Source organism: Flavobacterium sp. N1719 (assembly GCF_025947045.1).
GTDB lineage: Bacteria > Bacteroidota > Bacteroidia > Flavobacteriales > Flavobacteriaceae > Flavobacterium > Flavobacterium stagni.
Genome location: NZ_CP109993.1, coordinates 2,551,249 through 2,578,006, shown reverse-complemented (window position 1 = coordinate 2,578,006; position 26,758 = coordinate 2,551,249). Strand labels below are relative to the sequence as shown.

The window sequence follows — 26,758 nt, the reverse complement described above, 5'->3', positions numbered from 1 at the left end:
ACTACTTGAAGTCTAACCACAAAAACTTGTAAGACTATGCCAAGAGCTATTTACGAATTTACCAAATCGGTATTGGAGCGCGTAAGTTTTGATGCCGTTCTTTTTTGTAAAGAATTGGAAAAAGCGGTTCGGGTACTTTTACCTTACGAAGTGGAAGAACTCACCCAATGGGTCCTTCAATTTACGGAAGAAAAACCGGAACTAAGACATTGTGTACGGAGTATTAATACATAAAACTAAAGGGAGCTTAAACGGCTCCCTTTTTTTATTCAAGAATTACATTTTGTAGGAAAAAAGCCCTTAATTTCAAGTAACAATGCATTTCATCGATTATATATACTTTTAAACGGTATTTTTTTTAAAAAACATTTGGTAGTTTAAAACTAACCACTTACATTTACATCACCCAATCTATCATAAACTTAACCTTAAATCTAAATGCTATGCCCAGATTGATTTACGATTACACGAAATCAGAATTGGAGCGTGTAAGCCTCAGCCCTGATCGTTTCAGAAGAAAGTTGAAAAAGGCGGTGAGTAACCTCTTGCCTTATGAAATGGAATTATTACAAAAGTGGTTGGTATTCTATACCGACAACCGACCGGAATTGAGGCAATGCATATCAGAATTACAAAGTGATCATAAGGGAGTCTGTTAGGACTCCTTTTTTTATTTTACCGGTTTCGGACTCACAATTTGTACGTTTTGAAAAACGATGGCTCCTTTTACCACGCCTGCAATCGTACTGCGTAAGGCATCAATGATATGAATTTTCAATTCGTTTTTTGGATAAATCAAACTCACTTCGCGTGCCGGTTTGGGTTCGTTGAAATGACGCAATTTAACTTTATCGGATTCTTTTAAATCAAGAGTATGCAAGTAGGGAAGGAGTGTAGTGCCTAATCCTTCATCCGCAAGTTTGATTAAAGTTTCAAAACTGCCACTTTCCAATTGAAAGCGTGCAGCTTCTGCATTATCCGAACGTTTGCATAAATTCAACACATTGTCCCGGAAACAATGTCCGTCCTGCAACAAAAGTATTTCGTCTAAATTAAGGTCACTGATTTCAATTTCTTTTTTGTTGAAATGGTTGTGCCCTTCGGGAATGTAAGCCACAAAAGGTTCGAAATACAACACAATTTCCTTGATTTTTTCTTCGTTCAATGGCGTAGCAGCAATGGCGGCATCCAAATGACCGTTATTCAATTTGAAGATGATATCTTCCGTATTGAGTTCTTCAATCACCAATTTGACTTTCGGATATTTTTTGATGAAATTGTTCAAAAACATCGGAAGCAGCGTAGGCATGATGGTGGGGATAATCCCTAATCGAAATTCGCCACCTACAAACCCTTTTTGTTGATCGACAATGTCCTGAATGCGATCGGCCTCATTGACAATATTTTTGGCTTGATTGACAATTTTTTGCCCGATTTCCGTGAGTTGGATGGGTTTTTTACTGCGATCAAAAATGAGAATACCCAATTCGTCTTCAATTTTTTGAATTTGCATGCTCAACGTAGGTTGGGTCACAAAACATTTTTCAGCCGCTAATGTGAAGTTTTTATGTTCGGCAACAGCGAGTACATATTGTAATTGGGTAATGGTCATCTGAATAGTAAATTTTGATGCAAATATAAAAACTATCAATTTATTTTATAGTTATTTCCTTTCTTTTTTAAGATAATTTTGGCCTAGACAAAGAAGTTTAAAAGCTACCTTTAGGAATAGTATTACTTATCATTAAATAACAACAACATGAAATTAAATAGTTTGGGTTTACCCAAAAAAGAAACCGAAATTTTAGTAGCCGAATTGAATATTTTATTGGCGAATTTTCAAGTGTATTATCAAAATTTACGCGGTTTGCATTGGAATATTCGCGGCAAACGTTTTTTTGATTTGCATCTAAAATTTGAAGAGTTATACAATGATAGTCAGTTGAAAGTTGACATGATTGCAGAGCGTATTTTAACTTTAGGAGGAACACCCTTGCACACTTTTGAAGCGTATGTGAAAAATAATCGCTTGCCGGTAGGACATGAAGTTTCCAAAGACGAACAAGCCATACATTTGATTTTGGAATGTTTGCCTCTTTTGTTAAAAATTGAACGAGTCATTTTAAAACAAGCGGCGGATATTGAAGATGAAGGTACCAACAGTATGATGAGTGATTTCATTGCCGAGCAAGAAAAAACGATTTGGATGTTAAGTGCTTGGGCCGAACAAGAAATATAAATCGCATTAAATACAAAATAGCCTTTCTTATGTCAAAAGATTGGCTATTTTTGTTTTTGTGAAACGTTTAACGCTACTTTTAGTATTTCTTTTTGTTGCCTTTCTTTCAACTCCTACTGTGGTGAAGTTGATTGAAAAGAAAGCAGACGTTTCCCAATTTTATAATTTTTCGGAAGAAGAAGATGATGTGATTTGTTTTACTGTTTTTTCTTTGGATGTAAAAGAAAGCAATTTGTCTCAATTCGAATTTACCATTGAAGAAAAGGCACTACTACTTTTAGTTGAAAATCAACAGCGGCATGATAATGTCGCGGATGAAATCTTTTTGCCACCTCCCGAAATGGTCTAATACACCCATGGAATTTTTTCCAAACCAACCTGTATTAACCATTTTTTTATTGAGGTATGTCAAAAACATCCACCATTTTATCCCATCTAAAAACTGATTTTTCATCAGGATTAGTTGTATTTCTTGTCGCACTTCCTTTGTGTTTAGGAATTGCATTAGCCAGTGGCGCTCCATTATTCTCCGGTATAATTTCTGGAGTTATAGGGGGAATTGTTGTGGGTTTATTAAGTAATTCACATTTGAGCGTTTCGGGACCGGCAGCCGGTCTAACAGCCATTGTCCTTTCAGCAATATCAGAGTTAGGAACCTTTGAACTATTTCTTACTACGGTAGTTTTGGCAGGCTGTATACAATTGGTATTGGGATTTATTAAGGCAGGAACGATTTCGAATTATTTTCCCAACAATGTCATCGAAGGTATGCTGGCGGGAATTGGTGTGATTATATTTTTGAAACAAATACCTCACGCAGTTGGTTATGATCCTGATTTTGAAGGGGATGAAGCGTTTTTTCAGAGTGATGGACAAAATACATTAAGTGAATTATTTGCGGTATTCAATCACGTGCATTTTGGTGCAATAGCTATAGCGCTAATTTCATTGCTTCTTCTTACGCTTTGGCCTAAAATTAAACCACTACAAAAATTTAAATTTATCCCACCCGCTTTAGTTGCTGTGCTCTTTGGAATAGTTATTAATGTTTTTTGGACACAAGATGGGTCTAGTTTGGCAATTTCAGGCGATCATTTAGTACAATTACCTGTACCTGATTCTATAGAAGCGTGGAAAACGACCTTTAAAACCCCCGATTTTAGTCAGTTAGGGAATTCTAAATTATGGGTAATAGCATTCACGATAGCTGTTGTAGCTTCAATAGAGACGTTGTTGTGTATTGAAGCTGCCGATCGGATGGATATTTATAAGCGATACACCAACACCAATTTAGAATTAAAAGCACAAGGCATTGGAAATATCTTGAGTGGATTGATCGGAGGATTGCCAATGACATCGGTAGTAGTGCGCACTTCAGCTAATGCGGCTTCAGGAGCCAGAACTAAAATGTCGGCCATCATTCATGGGATTTTATTATTATTATGTGCGGTTATCATTCCAAAATACCTTAACATGATTCCCAAAGCCACTTTGGCTGCGGTACTATTATTAGTTGGCTATAAATTGGCCAATCCCAAAATGTTTTGGCATTTCTATAAGCGCGGTATTTTTCAATATATTCCTTTTGTAGCGACATTTTTAGGCGTAGTTTTTACCGATTTATTGAAAGGTGTAGCCTTGGGTTTGATCATCAATATTCTCTTTATTCTTTGGGGAAATATGAAACAAGCTTACGTATTTCGTGCAGTTAATTATAAAGAAGGCGATATAATACATATTGACTTGGCACAAGAAGTTTCTTTTTTAAATAAAATGGCCATCAAAAATACGTTGAATAACTTGCCCAAAGGTTCACAAGTCGTAATTGATGCTTCAAATACCGTTTATATCGCGCATGATGTGCAAGATTTAATCCGTGAATTTTATGAAATTAAGTCGGTTGAAAAAGGAATAAGTGTCCAACTTATCGGATTCAAAGATGCATATGATTTGGAAAACACACAGACAACTTCAGTAAAAATTGAGCAGAAATACAATGTTCAACGCCGACGCATGGAACCCATCACAAAACAGGAAGAGTAGCAGCTTGTTTTATATCATTCCTAAATTATTTTCATTTATTCGATTGGTGAATACCATAAAGTGAAACGCTACATTTACATACACACTTAACACTCTCTAAAAATTGACAACATGAGCGACGATTTTTACAAAAAAATTTTAGACAACAACAAAAAATGGGTCGAGGACCAATTAGCAATCGATCAAGATTATTTTAAAGATTTATCCAAAGGACAACAACCTCCATTATTATGGATTGGATGTTCGGATAGCCGTGTACCTGCCAACGAAATTATCGGTGCCAAGCCCGGCGAAGTATTCGTTCACCGTAACATTGCCAATATGGTAATCCATAGTGACATGAACATGCTTAGCGTGTTGGATTATGCTGTTAACGTATTGAAAGTGAAGCATGTTATTGTCTGTGGTCACTACGGTTGTGGCGGTGTTTTGGCATCTATGGGTAATCAATCAATTGGTTTGATTGATAACTGGATTCGCCATATCAAAGATGTTTACCGTTTGCACGAGGACTATTTAAATAGTATTGAAGATCACGAAGAGCGTTTCAATAAATTTGTGGAAATCAATGTGCAAGAACAAGTGTTTGATTTGGCCAAAACATCAATCGTACAAGGGGCTTGGCGAAATGGTCAAAACTTAACCCTACACGGATGGGTCTATGGATTGAATTCAGGCTATGTAACTGATTTGGATGTCAACCTAACGTCAAATGCAGACTTGGATGAAGTCTACCGCTTAAAATTCTAATCATCTAGGTTTTCATTGAAAGCCGATGGCAATAACTGGGGAATAAATTTAATTAGGATTGGTAATAGTAAACTTCCCCCTGGAAGTAGAAAAATGGTGAGCGACGGAACGCTTTTGCAGATGTCTAGTAACTGTTTTTTTACTTTCTTTTTTTCTTCCGCATCCAAATCCCTTTGGGTAGATTTCGCCAACAATTGCATCAATTCTTTACTTTCTCGAATTTCCTGCGTCAGTCGTTTTTTATTTCTTTTGATAAGGAAAATAACACTTTGCGTCGTTTGGTCGTAAAAATGTTTGACGGGATGGGAGTAGTTAAAGTAGTGAATGTCCTTTTTATGGGTACTGATAAACGCATCTGTGAAGTCAATTGCTTTTTCTGTAACCGTTTCAGCAATACCCAAATATTCGCCCAAAGCAAATAAAAAATAGCGTTCTTCATTGTCCATTTGACCGTCACTCCATAACGAAAGTGTGGCAATATCCAATAAATACAACGCTTCCATGGGTTGGGTAAACGCTTCCAACGCCAATTGGTCCAAGGACGTTATTTTTACCTTTGAAAATTGGGTATAGCGCACCGAGGCTTCAAACAATTTAATCAATAAATCATCGTGAGCTGATTTTTGGGTTTTGACTTGTAAAACCAACGAAACCAGACCCATTAAGGTTTCTTCAAACCGTTTTAAGTACTTTTCAGGAAGTTTTCCTTTTTGTAAATAATGTTCAAAGGCCAAGACATCGATAAAAAGTAACGCATTGGTGATGATGTGGGAAAAGTTCTTCCGTAATATGTCTTTGTTGGTTTGCACGCGCCCGTCAATATAATCTTCAAGTTTCTGACTGGCGTTTGCGGGCAGTATTTTTTGCAATAAATCCCCAAAACCACTCGGTGACATTTCTTTGTAAAATCCGAGTGCTTTTTGAGTAAAATCAGTCGTGTCAGGATTATTTACAGTTGAAAAGTAGAGCTCATACAATGCATTGAGTAAGGCGACCTTCGAGATTTCTTCAGAATCCCATTGACTCAATTCTTCGGTATTTATACCTGAAATTTGGATACAATGTCCATAAATAAACCCACTGGAACGAAGATTTTCATACCACGAAATAGGGTCAAAAGAACCTATCGCACTGGTCTTTGTGCGTTCAATGAGAAATTTATCAATCCAGCCGTGCGCAGACGGGTTTATCATGGTGCCATTATTGAATACTGTAAAAGTACAGTTTTCCGCGAGTAAATTTAGAAGTTGCCCCGTGATTTAATGTTCTGTTCACACAAACGCACGATTTCTGCAATGCGGTTTTCTCGGGTTTCTGGTCGTTTGGCCTGATTGAGCCAGTACAAATAGCTTTTGCGGTAGGTTTTACTGAATTGCGTAAAATGCGAATGTGCTTTCTCATTTGCGTCAAAAGCGGCTTTTAAATCAGCAGGAATTTCTAAATTTTCCACCGCATCCAAGGATTCCCAACTGCCGTTTTCTTTGGCTAAAGCAATTATTTTTTTACCACTTTCATGCAGTAGATCTTTTGCCTCTAATTCTTCGATGTACGATTTGTTTACCTTACTCCACACACTTTTGGCTTTGCGTGGAGTAAACAATTGGCGACGGCGTTCCTCGTCCATTTTCTTTACCGTTGAATCAATCCAACCATAACAAATGGCCACTTTCACGGCTTCTTCCCATCGCATACTGGGTTGGGTACTACTGACTTTGTAGAAAATGAGATAGGCCCGATTTTCCTTGTTGTGATTTTTTTCGAGCCAATCGCGCCATGCTTCTGCTGTTGCAAAATAATAGTGGTCTTTTTCTAAAGTCATTCTTACTTTATAATTCCGGCACAAGCCACGCGACCGCCTGCATTTCCTGTGGGTTGGGTTACAAAATCATCGGCTTTGTCGTGTACAATCAAACCTTTGTTCAAAATATCTTTATTGGGATCACCACAGCCGATGCACCACTGATCCGTAGAAAAAGTCACGGTTGCTTCTCCTTGATTATTAGCAGTAAAATTGCCAATATCGCCTTTATGGTGTTCGGCATCGCCCCATTTTCCATGTTTCACATGCGTCGGATTCCAATGACCACCCGCTGATGTCGCATCACCCGCAGAACAATCAGCTTTTTCATGAATATGAATCGCATGCACACCCGGTTTGAGTCCGGTGATTTTCGCTTCCAAAGTAACTACTCCTTTTTTCTCCGTAAACGTAGCGGTACCGTTCACCTGACTGTTACTCTTGGGTTCGAGGGCAATTTTTACACTGTTTTCGGGGGTGTTGGCTGACTTACAAGCTACGATAATTGCGGTTAGTAGCGCTGCGGTAAGAATTACTTTTTTCATACGAATCATTTTTACCAAAGATACAGTTTTCTAATTTTTCCTATTCTAAAAATTCGGTTAAAAAGAAAACCGTCCTCCTAAGAAGACGGTTTTCAAACAATTAAACGTAACTAATAATTAGAAACAATAGCCATTTTCTGCAATGAGTTTTTCCGCAATAGTTTCGCGTAAAGCCACTACATTAGGCATATTGGTATATTTGGTAAAACGGCGTAAGCCCATTAACATCATGCGTTGTTCATCGCCTTCAGCAAATGAAATAATGCCTTCTTTTCCTTTGGTGTACACTGTGTCAACGGCATTGTATAAATACAATTGGGCCATAGCAATTTGCTCTTTACAACTTTCCGCACCATTTTTCTTTGCCATTTTTTCTACACGTAAAACAGTACTTTCCGACATATAAATTTCGATTAACATATCCGAAGCGGCCATCAACAATTGTTGGTGTTTTTCTAAATCGGGACCGTATTTTTGAACAGCCGCACCTGCCACCATCAAAAAGGCTTTTTTCAATTTGCCAATGATTTCCTTTTCTTCACTAAACAATTCTGAATAATCAGGGGTGTCAAACGATGGAATGCCCATTAATTCTTCTTGCACTTTCATGGCAGGCGTAATCAAATCCACATGCCCTTTCATGGCTTTTTTGATCAACATGCCCACTGAAAGCATGCGGTTGATTTCATTGGTTCCCTCGTAAATACGGGCAATACGAGCATCACGCCAAGCACTTTCCATCGGTGTATCTTCTGAGAAACCCATACCGCCATAGACTTGGATACCTTCGTCAGCACAGTTTTGGGCATCTTCAGAAACGGCTACTTTAAGAATCGAACATTCAATTGCAAATTCTTCAACCCCTTTTAATTCGGCTTCTTGATGGGATGATCCTTCGCTTTCGCGAATGGCAATACGGTTTTGGATGTCATGCGCTGCGCGATAGGTCGCACTTTCTCCGGCAAACGCAGAAGTCGCCATGTTGGCTAATTTTTGACGAATCGCTCCAAAAGAAGCAATCGGAACATTGAACTGGAAACGCTCATTCGCATAACCAACAGCATTATTAGCCAAACGACGTTGTGCATCCAAACAAGCCGCTGCTAATTTGATGCGACCCACATTCAAGGCATTCATGGCGATTTTGAATCCTTCGCCACGACCGGCCAACATGTTTTCAACGGGCACTAAGGTTTCGTTGAAAAATACCTGACGGGTAGAGGAGGAGCGAATCCCTAATTTGTGTTCTTCTTCTCCTAACGAAATTCCGTTATTCGGGTCATTTTCTACAATAAATCCGGTAATGTTTTTATCGTCTTCAATGCGTGCAAACACAATGAAAAGGGAACAAAATCCGGCATTGGAAATCCACATTTTTTGACCTGTAATTTTATAATGTTTGCCATCTGCCGTTAATTCCGCTTTGGTTTTTCCAGAATTCGCATCGGAACCAGCACCCGGTTCGGTCAAGCAATACGCACCAAACCATTCGCCAGAAGCCAACTTAGGAACGTATTTTTTCTTTTGCTCATCAGTTCCATACAAGGTAATCGGCATCGTACCAATTCCGGTATGCGCACCAAAAGCAGTAGAAAACGAACCGGTCGCTCCTGAGATGTAGTCACATACCAAACAGGTATCAACAAATCCCATTCCGAGACCGCCGTATTCCGCTGGAACCGCCACACTCAAAAAGCCCATTTCTCCCGCTTTGCGCATCACTTCTTCGGTGAAAGCATAGTCTTTTTGTTCGAAGCGAACTTTATTCGCCCAAATTTCTTTGTCTACGAATTCTTTTACAGAATCACGCATCATTACTTGTTCATCTGAAAAATCTTCCGGCGTAAAGATGTTTTCACAAAGGGTTTCTTTTACGAGGAATTGGCCGCCTCTTGTAATATCTGCCATGATAGGATATTTTAAATTTTAAATTTTATTTTAGAAAAAAGAAGAAAGAAGCAAGAGAAAAGACTAAGAACTAAGCTTAGTAATAAGACCACTAATCATTTTTTGTAATTCGATGATTTTGTTTTCTATTTCAATTGTTTTTTCTTCGGTTAAATATTTTTTTTGATTTGCTATTAATAATTGCGTTTGTAATTCAAATGAAGACCCCAAACTAATATTCAAAAAATGAACAAAATGGTGGTCACCACGATTAGAGCCTTCGGCAATGTTTGAAGGAATTGATACAGCAGCACGATTCATTTGACTGGCCAAACCATAATTTTCAAACTTTGGAAATTCTAAACAAATCGAGTGAATATCAAAAGTGATTTCCATCGAAAGTGTCCAAATTTTCAAGTTTTTAAAATTATGTTTCATACATTTTTGATACTCTTTCTTCTTGCTTCTTTGCTCTTTCTTCTACAATAACTCATAAATTCCCGCTGCGCCTTGTCCCGTTCCTACACACATCGAAACAATACCGTATTTGCTGCCGCGTTGTTTCATTTCGTCAAAGAGTTGGACCGAAAGTTTGGCGCCAGTACAACCCAGTGGGTGACCCAAAGCAATCGCACCACCATTGACATTCACGATTTCTGGATTGATGTCCAATTCGCGGATTACAGCCAACGACTGGGAAGCAAAAGCTTCGTTCAATTCAATCAGGTCGATGTCTTTCAATTGCAATCCCGCTTGCTGTAAAGCTTTCGGAATTGCTTTCACCGGACCGATACCCATAATTCGGGGTTCGACACCCGCTGCGGCATAACTCACCATACGAGCGATGGGCTCGAGGTTGAGTTCTTTCACCAAGGCTTCACTCATAATCATCACAAAAGCTGCACCGTCACTCATTTGCGAAGCATTACCTGCGGTTACACTTCCGTCAGCGGCAAATACGGGACGTAATTTGGCCAATGCTTCAAGATTGGTATCGGCTCTCGGACCCTCATCTTGAGTTACCGTATAATTTTTGGTTTCTTTTTTACCCGCTTCATTGATGAAAGTATGTTCAACAGTAATGGGCACAATTTGATTGGCAAAACGACCTTCTTGTTGGGCTTTGATCGCTTTTTGGTGGGATGCATAAGCAAAAACATCTTGATCTTCGCGGGAAACATTGAACTGCTTCGCAACCGCTTCAGCGGTGAGTCCCATGCCCCAGTAATAATCTTCATGTCCAGCGGCTGCCACTTTGTAATCGGGAGTAGGTTTGTACCCGCCCATCGGAATGTAGCTCATGCTTTCAGCACCACCCGCGATGATACAATCGGCCATGCCACTCTGAATTTTCGCCACTGCCATACTGATAGTTTCCACACCCGAGGCGCAATAACGGTTCACGGTTACCCCAGGAACATCGGTCACTTTTAATCCCATTAAGGAAATTAATCGCCCCATGTTGAGACCTTGTTCCGCTTCGGGCATGGCATTACCTACCATCACATCATCGATGCGGGAACGGTCAAAATCGGGTAATTGTTGCATTAAATATTCTATGGTTTCCGCTGCCAATTCATCCGGACGTTTGAATCGGAATAGACCTTTCGGGGCTTTCCCTACTGCGGTGCGGTATCCTTTAACGATATAAGCTGTCTTCATTATTAGTAAGAATTTTATTGAGAAGAAAGATCATTTGCATTGCAAGAAAAAAGACCGTTTCACTGAAAGAGACATCTTTTTTCTTTCTTCTTTCCTCTATTATCTAATTACGTAGTGGTTTTCCTTTGGTCAACATAAACTGAATACGTTCTAACGTCTTGCGTTCGGTACACAAACTCAAGAACGCTTCTCGTTCGATATCCAATAAATACTGTTCAGAAACCAAAGTTGGTTCCGATAAGTCCCCACCAGCCATTACGTAGGCCAGTTTATTCGCAATTTTGCGGTCGTGTTCCGAAATGTACTGACCGGCCACCATTTGATCGGTGCCCACCAAGAACATCCCAAGCGCTTGTTTTCCGAGTACTTTTATGTCTTTGCGTTCGACCGGTTGGGTATAGCCTTGCTCGGCCATTTGCAACGCAATTTGTTTCGCCGTAGCAATTTGTCGATCGCGGTTCACTACCACGATATCTTTTCCTTTTTGTAAAATACCAAGGTCAAAAGCTTCGTAGGCAGAAGTCGCCACTTTTGCCATCCCAATGGTTAAGAAATACTCTTGTAACACATTCAATTCCACATCGTTTTTACGGAATAGGTCGGCAGCACGCAAGGTCATTTCTTTGGATCCACCACCACCTGGGATTACCCCAACACCAAATTCTACCAATCCGATATAGGTTTCTGCAGCAGCGACGACGCGGTCAGCGTGTAAAGTCATTTCACATCCACCACCTAAAGTCATACCGTGTGGCGCCACAACTACAGGAATCGAAGAATAGCGGCAACGCATCATTGTATTTTGGAACAGTTTGATGGCCCTATTCAATTCGTCGTATTCTTGTTCGACCGCCATCATGAAAATCATCCCGATGTTGGCACCCACGGAAAAATTAGCCCCTTGATTACCAATGACTAATCCGTGGTATTCTTTTTCGGCCAAATCAATGGCTTTGTTGATTCCGGTTAAAACGCCACCGCCAATAGTATTCATTTTGGAGTGGAATTCTAAGTTCAAAATCCCGTCACCCAAATGGAAGAGCGTGCAATCGCTGTTGCCCCATACTTTTTGGGTGTCGCGAATATTATCGAGGATGATAAAGCTTTCTTGGCCTGGTTTTTTGATGTATGCTTTAGAAGCACTATCATAGAAATAGGTTGCTCCATTTTTTACGGTGTAAAATGAAGTCGAACCCGAAGCGATCATTTCGTTGACCCAAGCGGCGGGTTGGTAGCCTTCGTTTTGCATGATTTCAATCGCCTTCGCTACTCCGATGGCATCCCAAATTTCGAACGGACCATTTTCCCAACCGAAACCGGCTTTCATGGCATCGTCAATTTTGTATAACTCGTCAGAGATTTCGGGAATACGGTTGGATACATAAGCAAACATGGCGGCAAAATTCTTACGGTAGAAATCACCTGCTTTGTCTTTTCCTTTTACTAAAACTTTGAAACGATCAATTGGTTTATCAATGGTTTTGGTGAGTTCCAACGTGGCAAACGATGCTTTTTTATTGGGACGGTATTCCAAGGTATCCAAATCCAACGAAAGAATATCTTTGCCTTCTTTTTTATAAAACCCTTGCTTAGTTTTGCTGCCCAACCACTGGTTTTCCATCATTTTCTGAATGAACTCGGGCAATTGGAACAAATCGTGTGCTTCATCGTTCGGACAGTTGTCGTATAACCCATTGGCCACATGCACTAAGGTGTCAAGACCCACAACATCGACGGTACGGAAAGTAGCCGATTTCGGGCGACCAATCACGGGACCAGTTAATTTGTCCACTTCTTCGATGGTCAAGCCTAATTCTTTGACTTGGTGGAACAAACTCATGATGCCGAATATTCCGATACGATTCCCGATGAAGGCAGGCGTATCTTTAGCGATGACGGATGTTTTTCCAAGGAATTTAGAACCGTATTCAAATAAGAAGTCAATCACCTCCGGACTCGTTTGCGGTCCGGGAATAACTTCAAATAATTTTAAGTAGCGCGCGGGGTTGAAAAAGTGCGTCCCACAGAAATGCGCTTGGAAGTCGGAACTACGTCCTTCACTCATAAAGTGAATCGGAATCCCTGACGTGTTTGAAGTTACCAAAGTACCCGGTTTACGGTACTTGTCGATTTGCTCGAACACCAATTTTTTGATATCCAATCGTTCTACTACCACTTCAATCACCCAATCACAAGTAGCGATTTTGGCCATGTCGTCGGTCGTATTTCCCGTTGTGATGCGGGAAGCAAACTTCTGACTGTAAATCGGGGAGGGGTTGGATTTCAAGGCATTCGCCAAGTGGTCGTTGACAATACGGTTACGAACTGCTTTGTGTTCAAGTGTTAATCCTTTTTTCTCTTCCATCGGCGTGAGTGCATTGGGCGCAATATCCAAGAGCAAAACTTCAAGTCCGATGTTCGCAAAATGGCAGGCAATGCCCGACCCCATAATTCCGGATCCCACGACAGCCACTTTTTTAATAATACGTTTCATAGAGGTGCTATGTTGTTTGTTTAAAAAATCTTTTTTTCGGCAATCAAATCATTAATGATATCGGTCACTTCCATGAAGTGTTTGAGTTGTTCATCCGAAATATGTTTTCGAATACTTTCATTAAAGCGCAACACGGTATTTTTCGATAATTCCCGTTTTTCTTTTCCTTCTTCGGTCAAAAAAATCAAAACTCCCCGTCCATCATCAGGATTTTTCTCTCTGTAAATCAATCCACGATCTTCCAATGTTTTTAGGGTTCGTGTCAAACTCGTGGGTTCCATCCCCATACGGTTACTAATGTAGGAGGAAGGCGTTCCTTCTTCTTTATCGATACTGAGTAGTGCAAAACCTACTGCCATCGAGGCATCATATTTAGATGCTTCTTCATTATACATTCGTGCAACGGCTTGCCAAGTAGCGCGTAATGCATAGTCTATTGTTTTTTCTTTCATAAAGGTTAGGTTACGAAATCGATTTCAAAAATACATAAAAAATGTTATGCACGCATAATAAAATCAAAAAAATATGCGCGCATAGTAAAAAAATGTGCAGTATTTATGTTTTTAGTATTATTTTCAACAAAATAATTATAATGTTAAGGATACTATTGTTCCTTCTTGTGTTTTGTTAGCATATTCTTAGGGCGTGCCCCTGCGGGTCGCGTTTTACACTGTATCTTTTGTTCCGTTGCACTTCACAAAAGGATGCCGCTTCAACCGCTCACGCAATTCCTGCTTCATAGATGTTCCGATTTAAATCGTACCTTTCCCCTTTGAAATTGCTATGTCATTTATTTATTGCTATTATTTCGCTCAAACCTATTCCACCGAACCGCCCTCGCAATGGCAGTCGTCGGATATTCAGCGTTTTGAGAAAATGCTAAAACTCGAAACTTCTTTCCGAGGAGTACAATTACAACGCAATAGCAAAGAACAATTTCTTGCTGCCTTAAAGGAAAAAAGTGAATTGTTGCGTTTTTTGGATGGTTTTCCCGAGTTTGCCCAGCTCTTTCAATCCAAAACGGATTTGTTGAAAGACTATCCGGAATGTACTTATGAAGGATTCTCATTTGCTCAATTAGCTACGGAAGTCGAACAATTCCTCAGTGACGATTGGATCGTTTTCCTTGTTGAAGAATTGGATCAAAATCGGTTCTACTATTTGAAATTCATGTTGCGTTACAAGGCTATTCTTCCAGAACGGGTCGCACAAACCCTGAAAAACAAGTTGGAAGCCCGATTACTCCAATTTGATGCCGATCTTGAAATCGCCGATTCCAAGGTCGATTGGTCGTTGTTTAAAAATTACACGGATTTTATCCAACTTTTGAACGATAAAAAATTGGCACAACTCATTTTTTCCATCGAAAACAAACGCCGAAGACTGCTCAATCAGACCATAGAAATCATCAATAAACCCGGAATCATTCATTTTTTTGAAACGATGTTTGGCGGGGTGTATTACCTTTTCCATCATCCCGAAGGTGCCGAAGGTAAACGCGAACGCCAGCGCGTGATGGGTGATTTTAAATTTATGGGGAGTATATTGTTGGGGATTATTATTCTTTTTATCATTGGGGCCTATTACGGACAACACCGCAAAGCCGAACGAAAACAGCAAATCGAAGCCGCAAAAGTCGGGTATTATCCGTCGTTTTTTTACTATCCAGAAAATAAAATTACATTGGATTCTAAAGTTTTGGATACCGTAAAAACGGGATTTGATTTTTACCAAATGAAGTATACTACGCCCGATTCCAGCGGACTCACCTTTATCAATGCAACGCCATTTGAAGTGATTCTTTTTTCAGATGAACAAGCGGTTGATGCTTTTTTCAAAGAACCACAAAAAAGAAAAGAAGCCCTGCAGTATTTGTATATCCAACCCAAAGATACTTTGCGATTTTCAACGCATGGCATGCCTTTTCATTTGTATGTGGGAAAACAATTGTCCAATGTGCAAGCGGCAAAATCCAATACAGCTAACTTTCCCCGGTTTCAACAACCCTTTCAAGGTGCTGAAAAGTATTTGCCGAATACGATCGAAATTCAAGGTGGTTTTATGGAATTGAAAGGATCTAACTACGAGCTGTATCTTCATGCGGATAGGAGTTTCTATATAAATGGTCAATCGAAAGTGGGGGATACGGTGTTTTCACTTTTTAAAAATTAGAAGAATTATGCAACTCGTCCTCTACAAAATCTGGATTTTTATGCGCAGTTTGTTCCGTCCCGTATTCATTCGTTTGGGGAGCGCATCACCCATCAGTATCGGGTTTCTCTTTTTGATTTGGATGAATATTTCCACATGAACAATGCGCGGTACCTGACATACATGGAGTTGGGTCGGTTTGATTTGGTGATTCGTTCAGGGTTTTTTCGTTATGCACTAAAAAACAAAATCATGGCACCTGTTGTCAATACCACCATTATCTATCGCCGTTCCCTACAACCGTTTCAAAAGTTTTCCGTTTCCAATCAATTGGTTTATTGGGATGAAACGAGTATGTATGTCGAGTCGGTTGTGATGCGTCGGGGAAAATTGTACACCTTGGCTATTAAAGAAATCCGTGTGGTTCAAAATGGAAATGCAGTTCCGTTAAATAGCATCACCCAAGGTATGGGGATTGATTTACCCGAACTGCATTACCCAGTAATCCTTATTCAAGACAAAAAGAAATTGGTTAAAGATTTATTGCAATACGCTGAAACAAAATATTCCAACGGCAATAATCCATAACTCATAATTCATAACTCATAATTCATAACTTTATTAATCCCATTTACTATTCACCGAAACCGCAAATGCGCCTCCGCCAGAGAAGAATAAACTCACCGCTCCTACAATGTAAAGCATAAGTAATTCCAGAGCGTAGCCGCCATATTCGTTTAAACGTAATACTTCAGTGGAGTGAGCGATAGCTATTGCTGCGATACAGTTGATGGCAAAAATCAAAGCGGCCAATCGGGTGCGATATCCCAATACAATCGCTAAGGGTGCTAATAATTCGCCAAAATAAACGCCATAGGCGAGGGGACCAACGGCTTCTTTGATAAAATCAATGCCGTGTTCAACTTTGGCAATTCCGTGAAACAACATAAGTCCGCCCACAAAAAGGCGCAAAATGAGTAAGCCGAGGTGGTGATTTCTTTCTAACATAGTTTTTTGGTTATTGGTTTATTGTTCTAATTTACAAAATAGTCTTCAGGAAATCAGAAAATTAACATTTAAAGGTTATCCTGGAAATGCCAATAAAGGCACTTCATACGGGAATGCCAATTGCGAAGGATCCAAATCATGGTGCAACCAGCGTTGTTCATCTTCTTTCTTTAAAATGATAGGCATCCTCTTTTTAGAATTATGAATGAAGCTCATGGTGGCATTGGCTGTTGTGGTTAATACGGCATAGGTACCCATTTGTGAGCCGGTTTCAGGATGTGTCCAATAACTGTACAAACCGGCAAATGCAAAGAGTTCGTCAGGGCCATAAATGATATACCGTTGTTTGTTTTTTCCTTTTTCATCCAACCAATGCCAATCGTAAAAAGCATTAGCAGGGATAATACACCTATTTTGAATGACCTCACGGAATGAGGGTTTTTCAGCCAATGTTTCAATTCGCGCATTTAAGGTGTTTTTACGAAATTGGGTGTCTTTGGCCCAATGCGGCAACAATCCCCAACTGAAGTCGCATTGAATAGTGTCAGGTGCTTGGTCCGTGATTAATCCAATGTTAGGGTGCTCAAAACCATTAAAGATATCGGATTGTGGCAGTTCCATTTGAGGAGCAACTTTCGCTTTAAAACGATCTTCCAGTTTGACCTTGGGGTCTTTCATTTGCATGTAAAAACACATAGTATAATTGTTCGCTTAAAAGTAAAGATAAAAAAAACACGAATGTTTCCACTCGTGTTTCTTAATCCCAATTACTTCAATTTATGATAGCTTACCGTTGACTACAGCAACGATAGCGCCCACTAGTGCAGAAATCCCAATCATAGCAAGGGTGTCAACCACCATTAATTTCATATCAAAACTGGTTTCGTACATGTGCATAAAATAGGTCATGTGTAAGGCGGCAAACAATCCGATACCCATACCGGCTTTGATTCCGGGTACGCATTTGCCAATGCCCTCATTCAGTTGGAACACCCAACCCATAAGGAAGCCATAACTCATCGAACCGATAAAAATGTGTGTCAAGTTCTCTTCACCTGGAGGTTGTGGAAAGAAGTCATGCAATAACATGCCGTACACAACCCATCCCAATAAGAAGTAAGCAATGCCGCCAACGATACCGCCAGCAATTAATTTTTTTGCATTCATAATCGTTTAGTTTATTGGTTATCAGTACTAAAATTAGTTACAATCGATTAAAATTTAACAATTGTTCCTAGAAGTTATTAACTGTTGAAATTTATAAATTGTTGATAATGAGTGCTTCGTTAGGTTTTAATAGGCTTGCGAGAATAGTAATACAAAAAAAAACACCCCGAAGGGTGTCGCTTTTATTCGTCATCACGATATATTTTATCGTACAGGTGTTTGTATTTTTCCTTAATAATTTTACGTTTGAGTTTGAGGGTCGGTGTTAATTCACCGCCATCGATGCTCCAAACGGTAGGGGTGAGCTCAAACTTTTTAATTTTTTCCCAATTCCCAAATCGCTCATTGATTTTATCCACTTCTTCTTGAATTCGCGCAATCACATGCGGGTTGGAAGCAATTTCTTCATAAGAAGTTCCAATTGAATCGTGGTGCCTTTTGGCCCATTCTTTCACAAATTCAAAACTAGGTTGTATAAAGGCTGCCGGCATTTTCTCACCGTCGCCAATCACCATGATTTGCTCAATGAAGAAGGACTGTTTCATCGCATTTTCAATCATTTGCGGGGCAATGTATTTTCCACCCGATGTTTTGAACATTTCTTTCTTACGATCGGTAATTTTTAAGAAACCATTGGCGTCGACTTCTCCAATGTCCCCCGTATGGAAATAGCCGTCTTTAATGGCTTCATTGGTCAAAGTTTCATCTTTGTAGTAGCCCATCATGACGTTCGGACCCTTGCACAAGATTTCGCCATCTTCTGCAATTTTGAGTTCGACATTATCAATCACACGACCAACAGTCCCTACTTTAAAACCTCCATTTTTTTGATCGTTTACGGCAATAACGGGTGATGTTTCGGTTAAACCATAGCCTTCCATAACCGGCATTCCTGCTGCGGCAAAAACGCGAATGAGTCGGTGTTGCAACGCCGCACTCCCAGAAACCATAACGGTTAATTCACCGCCCAAGGCTTCTTGCCATTTACTAAAGATTAGTTTACGAGCAATTTTTAATTGGAATTCATACCACCAACCGTTGGCACCATAGGGTTCGTATTTTAAACCTAGTTCTAAAGCCCAAAAGAAAATTTTACGTTTCAATCCTGTGAGTTCGGCACCTTTTTGATAGATTTTGTCGTATACTTTTTCCAACAATCGCGGAACGACAGAAAAAACATTGGGATGAACTTCTTTGATGTTGTCGGATAATTTATCGATGCTTTCAGCAAAATATATAGAAACCGAATAATACTGATAGATATATAATATCATTCTTTCAAAGATGTGGCAAACAGGAAGGAAGCTCAACGCTTTGGATTTGCCTTCTTCAAAAGGAATGCGTGGTGCACTGTCCAAAACATTGGAAACAATATTCTGATGGGACAACATTACCCCTTTTGGTTTACCAGTTGTTCCTGAGGTATAAATAATTGTGGCTAGATCTGTGGTTAGTACCCCGTCTTTTCGTACTTCCACTTCATTTTGATTGGACGTGTCTGCACCAAGTTCGAGTAAAGATTTCCAATTTAAACAGTCAGCGAGTTCATTGAATGCATAAATTTCCTTTAAACTCGGGACATTGTGGCGAACCGATTTTAATTTGGCAAAAACTTCGCTATCAGAAACAATACAATAGGATGACTCAGAATGATTCAAAATGTATTCGTAATCCTCTGCAGCAATGGTGGGATAAATCGGCACCGTTTGAGCGCCCGTTTGTAGTATTCCAATATCACAGATATTCCATTCCGTTCGGTTGGTGCTGGATATAATCGCTATTTTGTCATTTTTCTGGACGCCCAAACGAAGTAAAGCACGTGATATAGCGTTGGCTTGATCAATGTATTCTTGCGTCGAGGTTTTTACCCATTCCTCGCCATATTTGGTTACCAAACAGTCCGCTTTGTTGTTTTTGGACAATTGGTGGTAGGGGAAATCAAACAGCCTGCTGATGGATTGCATAGTCAATTTTTTTTGCCAAATTAACGAAAACAGCGGGCTTTCACAATATTAATTTAAAATTTAGACGCAATAAAATCGTAATTTGTAGCTTTGTGTCCGATTTGAATCAATTCCATAATGCGTCATTTTCCACGTTTAAACGAATATAAAGTATTGGCATACAGGCTTTTTTTAGCCTATATGTTTTACATGATTGCTCGATTTCTATTTTATTTTTACAATTCGAATCTAATCAAAGTGGATTCGTGGACCGACTTATTTCCGTTGGCCTATCATGGGTTAGCTTTTGATACCACAACGATTCTTTATGTCAATTCGTTGTTTATTTTACTCTCCATTCTTCCTTTTACTATAAATCAACGAAAAGGGTATCAGGTCGGACTCAAAATTCTATATTTCACCACAAATTTAATTGCTTTTTCACTCAACTTCATTGACTTCATTTATTACCGGTATTCGTTCAATCGAAGCACCCGAGCTTCTATGGATATTGTCGAAAATGAAACCAATAAGGCAGCATTGTTTGGAAGTTTTTTGATTCACTATTGGCATGTATTTGTATTGTTTGTCGGCTTTTCTTTACTTTGGATGTATTTGTATGGAAAACAAAAAGTTAAATCCGACAAGCAAAAGTTATCATTAAAGTATTTTTTCGCTTCTACAGTATCCTTATTATTGATTGTTGCATTGTGTATTGGAGGGATTCGAGGCGACTTTAGAAAGAGTACCCGACCCATCAATGTGGTAGATGCGAGCCGTTTTGTAACCGATGCTTCACAATCGGATTTTGTGTTGAATACGCCGTTTGCAGTGATCCGCACATGGAATACGAATACCTTTCAAAAAGTGCAATTGGTGGATCAATCCACGGTAGATTCACTTTTGGTGCCCATCAAACACTATAAAAACAATCCCAAAACCAAGCCCAATGTGGTGATTTTTATCTTGGAAAGTTTTGGAAAAGAATACATCAGTTCGTTTAATAAAGACGAGCAAATCAAAGGCTACAAAGGCTATGCGCCGTTTGTGGATTCTTTGGCACAACACAGTTTGATTTTTACCAAAGCCTACGCGAACGGTTATAAATCCATTCATGGAATGTCATCGGTGCTTTCTGGAATCCCCTCCTTTAAAGATGCCTTTACTTCCTCACCGTATCCGAAACAGAAAATTGAATCCTTGGTTTCAGTATTGAAAAGTGAAGGCTACGATACTTCGTTTTTTCATGGTGCGCCCAATGGTTCGATGGGATTTTTAGGTTTTAGTAATATTTTAGGTATTGATCATTATTACGGTAAAAATGAGTACAATAACGACCAAGATTTTGATGGATATTGGGGAATTTGGGACGAACCGTTTTTTCAGTATTTCAACAAAACCATTTCGGCCAAAAAACAACCGTTTATGGCTACTTTGTTCTCGGTATCTTCCCACGAACCGTATATCGTTCCGGATCAATACAAAGGGAAATTCCCAAAAGGAACCAACCCCATGCACCAATGTGTAGGCTACACGGATTTTGCACTCAAACAGTTCTTCAAAGCGGCCTCCAAAGAGCCGTGGTTCAACAATACCATTTTTGTTTTGGTTGCCGACCATGATAATTTGATTTATTACGACAAGTATTATAACGATCAGTACGCACATACTGTCCCCATTTTATTTTATTCGCCCAAGTTTAACTATAAGGGCGTGAATAACGAATGGGCGCAGCAAATCGATATTTATCCAACAATCTTGGATATGATGGGCTATGAAAAGCCGTTTCGCAGTTGGGGAAGAAGCTTGATCAGCGATACAAAAGTGCCGCCATTTGTGATGCGTTATTCTTCTGATTTGTACCAAATGATGAGTGGGAATTATATTTGTACTTTTGATGGACAAAAAGCAGTGGGGTTTTACAAGCGAAATGATTATGCGTTAAAACACAATTTAATTGCCCATCGCAATGCAGAAATGAATCTTTTAGAAAAACGCTGTAAAGCTTTTTTACAAGATTATATGGAACGAATTATTGATAAAAAATTGACTTCTAAACCTTAAGAAATGCGTTTACGAAATAAAATACTCTTAGCTGTTTTTACTATAGTTTTAATTGCTGGAGGTAAGTATGTTTACGACCGACATATTAACCATAACTTCATGACAATTACCGAGGGGAAAGTGTACAAAAGTGGTGTCATTCCTCCCGATGAAATCAAAGAATATGTGGACAAATACCACATCAAATCCATTGTCGATTTGCGGTTTCCAGGTACGGGTGACGATGTCAATAATCCGGAAGTTCCTGCCGAATTAAAAGCGGAAAAAGAAGCCGTTGCCAAAATTCCAGGTGTGAATTATTACAATAATGGTTCCGATCAAGTGCCCAATCAAAAGAACTTGGATTATTTTTATGAAATTATGGATAATCCAAAGAATTATCCCGTTTTAATCCACTGTTATCATGGAATAGGTCGGGCACAAATCTACTCTGCCATTTACCGTATTGAATACGAAGGCATGTCCAATGAAGAAGCCCGTCAAAAAGCCGCTTTTCCGGTCATGTTCAGTTCGTTTGATGATGGAAAACCCAAAGGAGAATTTTTGAAAAACTACAAAACCCGCAAGCAGAAAGGGGAGAAGTAATGGGGCAATGAGTCAATGTGTCGATGTGGCAATTTGAAGATTTGAGAATTTGAAAATTAGTTGTCCAAATTCACGAATATTTTAACTTCCAACGTATTCTTCTTTTCCTTACAACTACTGAAAACTGCGACTGCGACTGTAAACTAATAATCGTCATTTTAATTATTTCTTTTTCTCCTCCTTCGCTGAAAACAACTTCATACGTTCGCCGTTGATGAAGATTTTACCCGAATTTAAATGCACGGTCATTTCAATACGCATCCAGGATTCTTCAGGTTCACCCGCAACAGGTGTGGTGTATTTGTAGTATAAAATATACTTGACATTATCGTAGCCCTTTGTAGCCTTCAATTCACCGCTTTCCGAACATTCCAATCCCCAAATCATCGGTCGTTTCAAGGCATCGTGTTGTTGGTATTGCCCAGTGCCACCGGAATTGAGTTCGATGATAGGTTCGGCACCTTTGAATTGATACGTTCCATAAATAGGGTATTCACAGGTTGTGGTAATAAAATGTTTGCCGTCTTCAGTTTCGATTTCTGTCACTTTTTGACCAAATGAAAAAGAAGTAACAACCATAAAAGCGATCAATAAAAAGGAGCGTAATTGCATAAAATTCTAATTTGAAGTACAAGATATAAATAAAAAAGAAACCTAACCCAATTTTAGTAAAGGTTAGGTTTTTTATAACAAATTATTTTGTTTTATCGATCCATTTGCGCGCATTGACAAAAGCTTCTAGCCACGGACTCACTTCGTCTTTCACGCCACGATCGGTATAATAGGCCCAGTTCCAAGGGAAAATGGAGCGTTCAATATGCGGCATCATCACCAAATGTCTACCTGTTGTATCGCACAACATGGCCGTATTGTAATCCGATCCATTCGGGTTAGAGGGATAGTCCTCGTAAGCATACTTTGCGACAATATGATACTGATTTTCAGCTTCTGGCAAATGGAATTTTCCTTCACCATGCGACACCCAAACGCCTAAGGTGCTGCCTTCCAATGTAGAAAGCATTACCGAATTGTTTTTTTGAACCGTTACAGAAGTAAATATACTTTCGTGTTTTTGACTGTCGTTATGGTGCATTTTTCCATGAACAGCATGCTCGGGATGAATAAGTTCCAATTCCATAAATAATTGACAGCCGTTACAAATGCCGACAGAAAGTGTGTCTTGGCGTGCAAAAAAATTCTTTAAAGCCGTATTCGCTTTTTCATTGTATAAAAAGGCTCCGGCCCATCCTTTAGCACTTCCCAATACATCTGAGTTGGAGAAACCTCCCACAGCACCGATGAATTGGACATCTTCCAAGTTTTCACGACCGCTAATTAAATCGGTCATGTGAATGTCTTTTACATCAAATCCGGCCAAATACATCGCATGAGCCATTTCCCGTTCCGAATTACTTCCTTTTTCACGAATAATCGCAGCTTTGGGTCGGGTTGTCGGCGTAGACTCAATTTTTCCCGTAAAATGGGCTGGGAAAGTATAAGTAAGTGGTTGTTCAAAAATATGGGTAAAACGCTCGTGTGCTTTGTTATTTTGAGTTTGTTTTTGGTCTAATAAATACGAAGTTTCAAACCAAATTTTACGCAATTCTGGAATATCAAATTCAAATGAATCAATATTTAGTGTATTGCCTTCGCAAATCGTTCCTAAAGCAATTATTTCTACATTTTCTTTCGCGAAAGCGGCTTCAAATTCAGTGTCGTTTTGCGCTTGAAGTACGATGCCAATATTTTCTGCAAAAAGGATTTTTACAGCATCTTTTTCACTAAATCCTGCCAAACTTAATTGAGCACCCAATCCTACTTCTGCAAAACACATTTCCAAAAGTGTCGTAATCAAACCGCCACTTCCCACATCGTGACCTGCCGCAATTTGACGGTTCTTTATCAGGTTTTGGATGGTATTAAAAGCTCTCTTGAAATAGTCAGCATCTTGAATCGATGGTGTTTCGTTACCAATTTTGTTAAGTATTTGGGCTAGCGAACTTCCTCCCAATTTGAATCCGTCTTGAGAAAGTGGAATGTAATACAACGAACCGGCATTGCGTTGGGCTACGGGTTCGATTACTTTTGTAATATTCGAACAATTTCCAATAGCCGAAATAATCACTGTTCCTGGCGCAATCACATCGCCATTTGGATATTTTTGTTTCATGGAAAGCGAATCTTTCCCTGTTGGTATGTTGATTCCCAATTCGATAGCAAAATTAGAACACCCTTCCACAGCGGCATATAATCGGGCATCTTCGCCTTCATTTTTACACGCCCACATCCAGTTCGCTGACAAAGAAACGCTTTGTAATCCATCTTTTAAGGGAGCAAAAACAAGGTTGGATAAGGCTTCACCAATCGCATTGCGACTTCCCGCTTGGGGATCAATTAAGGCCGCAATTGGTGCATGACCAATACTGGTCGCTACACCTTCTTTTCCGTTAAAGTCCAAAGCCATAACCCCCACATTGTTTAAGGGCAATTGCAACGGACCCGCACACTGTTGTTTGGCAACGCGACCACCTACACAACGGTCTACTTTATTGGTTAGCCAATCTTTACAAGCTACGGCTTCTAAGCGTAAAACTTGATTTAAATAGGTGTGTAGTTGGTCAGTAGTATAGGTTATCGAATCATATTTTCGTTCGATAGTTGCATCATTCATGATGGTTTTGGGCGAACTCCCAAACATGTCACTTAAGGCGAGATCCATGGGTTTGGCACCCGACTTAGAACCTGCAATGGTGAATTTATGATCGTTGGTGATAGCACCCACTGTATACATGGGAGAACGTTCGCGTTCAGCAATTCGTTCTAGTGTTTCCAAATCTTTGGATCCAATAACCAATCCCATGCGTTCTTGGGATTCGTTGCCAATGATTTCTTTGGCAGAAAGGGTAGGGTCTCCTACAGGAAGTTTGTCTAGGTCAATGGCTCCTCCAGTAGCTTCTACCAATTCTGAAAGACAATTTAAATGGCCACCTGCGCCATGATCGTGAATGGAAACAATCGGGTTATGGTCGCTTTCAACCAAACCACGAATGGCATTGGCTGCGCGTTTTTGCATTTCAGGATTGGAACGTTGGATAGCATTCAATTCGATTCCCGAACCAAAAGCTCCTGTATCAGCAGATGAAACAGCGGCTCCACCCATTCCGATGCGGTAGTTTTCTCCGCCCAAAATCACAATTTGGTCACCCAATTGCGGTTCGTGTTTTTGCGCTTGTTCGGCTTTGCCATAACCAATTCCGCCGGCTTGCATGATCACTTTATCATAACCTAATTTACGGTTGTCTTCTTCGTGTTCGAACGTAAGCACCGAACCCGTGATTAAGGGTTGGCCAAACTTATTCCCAAAATCGGAGGCCCCGTTGGATGCTTTGATTAAAATATCCATTGGAGTTTGGTACAACCAGGGACGTTCTTCAACGCCTTTTTCCCAGGGACGATCTTGTGCTAATCGCGAATAGGCCGTCATGTAAACGGCCGTTCCAGCAAGTGGGAGCGAACCCTGACCACCGGCTAAACGATCGCGAATTTCACCACCCGAACCTGTTGCCGCACCGTTGAAAGGTTCGACCGTAGTCGGGAAATTATGCGTTTCTGCCTTTAGTGAAAGCACCGATTCAAAAGGTTTTTTGGTATAAAAGTCGGCCACATCTGCGCGTTGCGGTGCAAATTGTTCCACCACCGGCCCTTTGATAAAAGCCACATTATCTTTATACGCCGAAACGATATCGTTGGGATGTTCGGCGGACGTTTTTTTAATTAATTTGAATAAAGATGTTTCTTTTTCAACACCGTCAATCACAAAAGTACCGTTGAATATTTTGTGGCGGCAGTGTTCCGAATTGACTTGGGAAAAACCAAAAACTTCAGAATCGGTTAATTTTCGTCCTAATTTTTCGGCCAATTGATTCAAGTAGGCCACTTCTTCATCGCTCAAAGCCAAACCTTCTTGTTGGTTGTAGGCGGCAATATCTTCAATCTCTAAAATCGGTTCGGGTTGGAGCTGAATCGTGAAAAGCTCTTGATGCAAACGCTCAAATTGTTGCGAAAGCATGGGATCAAAATCGGTTACAGCCTCTTTTACCGCATGAAATTCTTCGATGCGTACAATGCCTGAAATTCCCATGTTTTGGGTGATTTCAACCGCATTGGTGCTCCAAGGAGTTACCATGGTAGCGCGGGGTCCGATAAAAGTACCTATGATTTCTGTTTGGTCGATTTTTTGGGTATTTCCAAACAACCAATTGAGTTTTTGTAGCGTTTCTTCAGAAAATGGAGTAGTAGACTGAACTGCATAAACAGTTCCGGTTTCGTTACCGAAAAAATGAATCATTGTTGTGTTGTTGTAAGTTGTGGCACAAAGGTAAGGGAATCTCAAAAGGGAAGCAAACCGAAATGCAATAGTTT

General features: G+C 39.8%; 24 protein-coding genes. 9 read left to right on the top strand and 15 right to left on the bottom strand.

The window, feature by feature from the left end; all coding sequences use genetic code 11:
* Positions 1 to 36 precede the first annotated feature (36 nt).
* Positions 37 to 234, top strand: a complete 198-nt coding sequence (locus OLM45_RS11010) for a hypothetical protein (protein WP_129462111.1) — start codon at positions 37 to 39, stop codon at positions 232 to 234.
* Between the two features lie 436 nt (positions 235 to 670).
* On the opposite strand, the gene OLM45_RS11000 is transcribed toward OLM45_RS11010, so the two are convergent.
* Positions 671 to 1,612 carry a LysR substrate-binding domain-containing protein gene (locus OLM45_RS11000; RefSeq protein WP_264510116.1) on the bottom strand — a complete coding sequence of 314 codons (942 nt, stop codon included), beginning with the start codon at positions 1,610 to 1,612 and terminating at the stop codon, positions 671 to 673.
* Positions 1,613 to 1,759: 147 nt separating this feature from the next.
* Here OLM45_RS11000 and OLM45_RS10995 point away from each other — a divergent pair, with 147 nt between their 5' ends.
* The 4 genes from OLM45_RS10995 to can all read left to right on the top strand — a co-directional run bounded on the left by OLM45_RS10995 (position 1,760) and on the right by can (position 5,032).
* Complete coding sequence (locus OLM45_RS10995; protein WP_264510115.1) at positions 1,760 to 2,239, top strand: Dps family protein; 480 nt, start codon at positions 1,760 to 1,762, stop codon at positions 2,237 to 2,239.
* 58 nt (positions 2,240 to 2,297) lie between these two features.
* Positions 2,298 to 2,588: a hypothetical protein gene (locus tag OLM45_RS10990; RefSeq protein WP_264510113.1), complete on the top strand. Its 291-nt coding sequence runs from the start codon at positions 2,298 to 2,300 to the stop codon at positions 2,586 to 2,588.
* Positions 2,589 to 2,644: 56 nt separating this feature from the next.
* A complete protein-coding gene (locus OLM45_RS10985; RefSeq protein ID WP_264510111.1) occupies positions 2,645 to 4,282 on the top strand; it encodes a SulP family inorganic anion transporter in 1,638 nt (545 codons plus the stop codon).
* 111 nt (positions 4,283 to 4,393) lie between these two features.
* Positions 4,394 to 5,032, top strand: a complete 639-nt coding sequence (gene can, locus OLM45_RS10980; RefSeq protein WP_264510109.1) for a carbonate dehydratase — start codon at positions 4,394 to 4,396, stop codon at positions 5,030 to 5,032.
* Here can and OLM45_RS10975 read toward each other — a convergent pair.
* The 8 genes from OLM45_RS10975 to OLM45_RS10940 form a co-directional block, all read right to left on the bottom strand.
* Positions 5,029 to 6,225, bottom strand: coding sequence for an LETM1-related biofilm-associated protein (locus OLM45_RS10975; RefSeq protein WP_264510107.1), 1,197 nt, complete (start codon positions 6,223 to 6,225; stop codon positions 5,029 to 5,031). The genes can and OLM45_RS10975 overlap by 4 nt on opposite strands.
* Positions 6,226 to 6,272: 47 nt before the next feature.
* Positions 6,273 to 6,851 (bottom strand): YdeI/OmpD-associated family protein, encoded by a 579-nt coding sequence (locus tag OLM45_RS10970; RefSeq protein WP_264510105.1) that lies wholly within the window; start codon positions 6,849 to 6,851, stop codon positions 6,273 to 6,275.
* Between the two features lie 2 nt (positions 6,852 to 6,853).
* A complete protein-coding gene (locus OLM45_RS10965; RefSeq protein ID WP_264510103.1) occupies positions 6,854 to 7,375 on the bottom strand; it encodes a superoxide dismutase family protein in 522 nt (173 codons plus the stop codon).
* Between the two features lie 117 nt (positions 7,376 to 7,492).
* Complete coding sequence (locus tag OLM45_RS10960; RefSeq protein WP_264510101.1) at positions 7,493 to 9,283, bottom strand: acyl-CoA dehydrogenase family protein; 1,791 nt, start codon at positions 9,281 to 9,283, stop codon at positions 7,493 to 7,495.
* Between the two features lie 63 nt (positions 9,284 to 9,346).
* The gene (locus OLM45_RS10955) at positions 9,347 to 9,700 is read right to left on the bottom strand and encodes a four helix bundle protein (protein WP_264510099.1); all 354 of its coding nucleotides are present in this window, start codon (positions 9,698 to 9,700) and stop codon (positions 9,347 to 9,349) included.
* Positions 9,701 to 9,742: 42 nt separating this feature from the next.
* Complete coding sequence (locus OLM45_RS10950) at positions 9,743 to 10,924, bottom strand: acetyl-CoA C-acyltransferase (RefSeq protein WP_264510096.1); 1,182 nt, start codon at positions 10,922 to 10,924, stop codon at positions 9,743 to 9,745.
* A gap of 103 nt (positions 10,925 to 11,027) precedes the next feature.
* Positions 11,028 to 13,418 carry a 3-hydroxyacyl-CoA dehydrogenase/enoyl-CoA hydratase family protein gene (locus OLM45_RS10945; protein ID WP_264510094.1) on the bottom strand — a complete coding sequence of 797 codons (2,391 nt, stop codon included), beginning with the start codon at positions 13,416 to 13,418 and terminating at the stop codon, positions 11,028 to 11,030.
* Between the two features lie 20 nt (positions 13,419 to 13,438).
* Positions 13,439 to 13,870 carry a MarR family winged helix-turn-helix transcriptional regulator gene (locus tag OLM45_RS10940; RefSeq protein ID WP_129462127.1) on the bottom strand — a complete coding sequence of 144 codons (432 nt, stop codon included), beginning with the start codon at positions 13,868 to 13,870 and terminating at the stop codon, positions 13,439 to 13,441.
* Between the two features lie 331 nt (positions 13,871 to 14,201).
* Between OLM45_RS10940 and OLM45_RS10935 the strand changes: the two genes are divergently transcribed.
* Entirely contained in the window at positions 14,202 to 15,590 is a 1,389-nt protein-coding gene (locus tag OLM45_RS10935) for a hypothetical protein (RefSeq protein WP_264510092.1), read from the top strand.
* A 30-nt stretch (positions 15,591 to 15,620) separates the two neighbouring features.
* Complete coding sequence (locus tag OLM45_RS10930; protein WP_319799987.1) at positions 15,621 to 16,157, top strand: acyl-CoA thioesterase; 537 nt, start codon at positions 15,621 to 15,623, stop codon at positions 16,155 to 16,157.
* 33 nt (positions 16,158 to 16,190) lie between these two features.
* Here the strand turns inward: OLM45_RS10930 and OLM45_RS10925 are convergent, their stop codons facing one another.
* The 4 genes from OLM45_RS10925 to OLM45_RS10910 all read right to left on the bottom strand — a co-directional run bounded on the left by OLM45_RS10925 (position 16,191) and on the right by OLM45_RS10910 (position 19,708).
* A complete protein-coding gene (locus tag OLM45_RS10925) occupies positions 16,191 to 16,577 on the bottom strand; it encodes a DoxX family protein (protein WP_129462137.1) in 387 nt (128 codons plus the stop codon).
* A gap of 75 nt (positions 16,578 to 16,652) precedes the next feature.
* On the bottom strand, positions 16,653 to 17,273 hold the full coding sequence (locus OLM45_RS10920) for an SOS response-associated peptidase (protein ID WP_264510090.1): 621 nt from the start codon (positions 17,271 to 17,273) through the stop codon (positions 16,653 to 16,655).
* 81 nt (positions 17,274 to 17,354) lie between these two features.
* Positions 17,355 to 17,744 carry a hypothetical protein gene (locus OLM45_RS10915; RefSeq protein WP_264510088.1) on the bottom strand — a complete coding sequence of 130 codons (390 nt, stop codon included), beginning with the start codon at positions 17,742 to 17,744 and terminating at the stop codon, positions 17,355 to 17,357.
* A gap of 182 nt (positions 17,745 to 17,926) precedes the next feature.
* Complete coding sequence (locus OLM45_RS10910) at positions 17,927 to 19,708, bottom strand: AMP-dependent synthetase/ligase (RefSeq protein WP_264510086.1); 1,782 nt, start codon at positions 19,706 to 19,708, stop codon at positions 17,927 to 17,929.
* Between the two features lie 117 nt (positions 19,709 to 19,825).
* On the opposite strand from OLM45_RS10910, the gene OLM45_RS10905 reads away from it, so the two are divergent.
* On the top strand, positions 19,826 to 21,751 hold the full coding sequence (locus OLM45_RS10905) for an LTA synthase family protein (protein WP_264510084.1): 1,926 nt from the start codon (positions 19,826 to 19,828) through the stop codon (positions 21,749 to 21,751).
* 3 nt (positions 21,752 to 21,754) lie between these two features.
* Positions 21,755 to 22,336: a dual specificity protein phosphatase family protein gene (locus OLM45_RS10900; protein ID WP_264510082.1), complete on the top strand. Its 582-nt coding sequence runs from the start codon at positions 21,755 to 21,757 to the stop codon at positions 22,334 to 22,336.
* 162 nt (positions 22,337 to 22,498) lie between these two features.
* Here OLM45_RS10900 and OLM45_RS10895 read toward each other — a convergent pair whose 3' ends face one another.
* Both OLM45_RS10895 and purL read right to left on the bottom strand, forming a co-directional pair.
* Positions 22,499 to 22,948 carry a hypothetical protein gene (locus OLM45_RS10895; protein WP_264510080.1) on the bottom strand — a complete coding sequence of 150 codons (450 nt, stop codon included), beginning with the start codon at positions 22,946 to 22,948 and terminating at the stop codon, positions 22,499 to 22,501.
* 82 nt (positions 22,949 to 23,030) lie between these two features.
* Positions 23,031 to 26,684, bottom strand: a complete 3,654-nt coding sequence (purL, locus tag OLM45_RS10890) for a phosphoribosylformylglycinamidine synthase (RefSeq protein WP_264510078.1) — start codon at positions 26,682 to 26,684, stop codon at positions 23,031 to 23,033.
* Positions 26,685 to 26,758: the final 74 nt, after the last annotated feature.